Here is an 823-nt window from a genome sequence, read left to right as displayed (position 1 = left end):
GGAATGCGCCGAACCGTTGCATGTAGGGTTTCATCCCACGGTGCGAACAGTGTGTACCTGTTTCGTACCCAGGCCGTTCGGTGAGTTGGCGCTCACCGGGCGGCCGTTCTTGTTCGTGTGACGCTACACACTGCGGAGCTCGTGAGCAAATAGCGAGTTTCCGCTCTGGCCAGGCGTTTCCGAGTCGTCACCCTGACCTGGCGACCGTATAGCCATGTGCGCCTTTGTGTTCGATAGGCGAGACGAAACCTGGAAACAGGATGGCACTCCTTCGCACCTTTAGACGCGCCGAAGTACATTCTGGTTCCATCGAATTCACCACTCTGATCAACCCACTTGTATCGGTTACGCTCGACCATTGGCACTGCGTGCCGCAGGTCGTTGCCGCCGGGTCCGACCTGCTCGATCAGGTTCGACACCGTGGCTCACGGGCAGGGAGTGCCCATCGGCCTCGGGGTGACATCACGTACGAGGGGCGGGGCACGAAGATGACCAGTGCGGGCGGGGAACTGAGCATCTCCCCGGACAAGATCAAAACTCACGCCACCAATGTCACCTCGGCTGGTTCGGGGTTGACCGAAGCCCTCGAAGCAGCCCAAGCCGTTTCGGCCCCGTCGGATGCGTTCGGGAAACTGTGTGCGTTCCTGGGTCCGTTGTTCGTCGATGCGGTCGAGACCGATGGCATCGACGCGATCCAGGCCGCGATCGACGCTTTCGGTACCACCAGTTCGAACTTGACCGCTGTCGCTGATGCGTTCACCACCCGTGACACCACCAATGCCGCAGCGCTCAAGACTCAGGAGTCGGGTCTGTAATGGCCGCG

General features: G+C 60.8%; 1 protein-coding gene. It reads left to right on the top strand.

Going from position 1 to position 823, the window contains the following annotated elements; translation table 11 throughout:
* Positions 1 to 260 precede the first annotated feature (260 nt).
* Entirely contained in the window at positions 261 to 815 is a 555-nt protein-coding gene (locus NA12_RS33430) for a type VII secretion target (RefSeq protein WP_084473366.1), read from the top strand.
* Positions 816 to 823 lie beyond the last annotated feature (8 nt).

The sequence above is a fragment of the Nocardia alba NBRC 108234 genome, assembly GCF_001612665.1.
Lineage (GTDB): Bacteria > Actinomycetota > Actinomycetes > Mycobacteriales > Mycobacteriaceae > Nocardia > Nocardia alba.
This window is presented reverse-complemented; position numbering and strand designations above follow the sequence as displayed.